The organism is Flavihumibacter cheonanensis, from assembly GCF_022352215.1.
GTDB lineage: Bacteria > Bacteroidota > Bacteroidia > Chitinophagales > Chitinophagaceae > Flavihumibacter > Flavihumibacter cheonanensis.
Map to the genome: position 1 here is coordinate 1 of NZ_JAKRWF010000126.1, position 286 is coordinate 286.

The window sequence follows — 286 nt, forward strand, 5'->3', positions numbered from 1 at the left end:
GTCGAGAGCGACGACTACTACAACTTCGTCGACGAGCAGCGGATCCGGCGCATCGCAGTGACTCCGGAGCGGCGTGCGCGAATCCTGCGTGGCGACCTGCTGATCGCCCGCTGTTTCGACCAGTACGACCTCGTGACCGCCGACGTCGCGACGCGCATCCGCGAACGAGACCCTGCGGCGGTGATCACTCTGCCGCCGGATTCTGCAAAGTCCGAACCCGCGACGGCCGACGATCCGTACAAGGACTACGTCGTACCCGATGACCTGACGTGGTGAGCACAGGTCA

At 64.7% G+C, this 286-nt stretch carries 1 protein-coding gene; it reads left to right on the forward strand.

Annotation, left to right across the window (positions count from 1 at the left end):
* Positions 1-276, forward strand: a 276-nt coding sequence (locus MD536_RS21380; RefSeq protein ID WP_239603815.1) for a DUF2058 family protein, incomplete at its 5' end; no start/stop codon positions are given.
* Between the last annotated feature and the right edge of the window lie 10 nt (positions 277-286).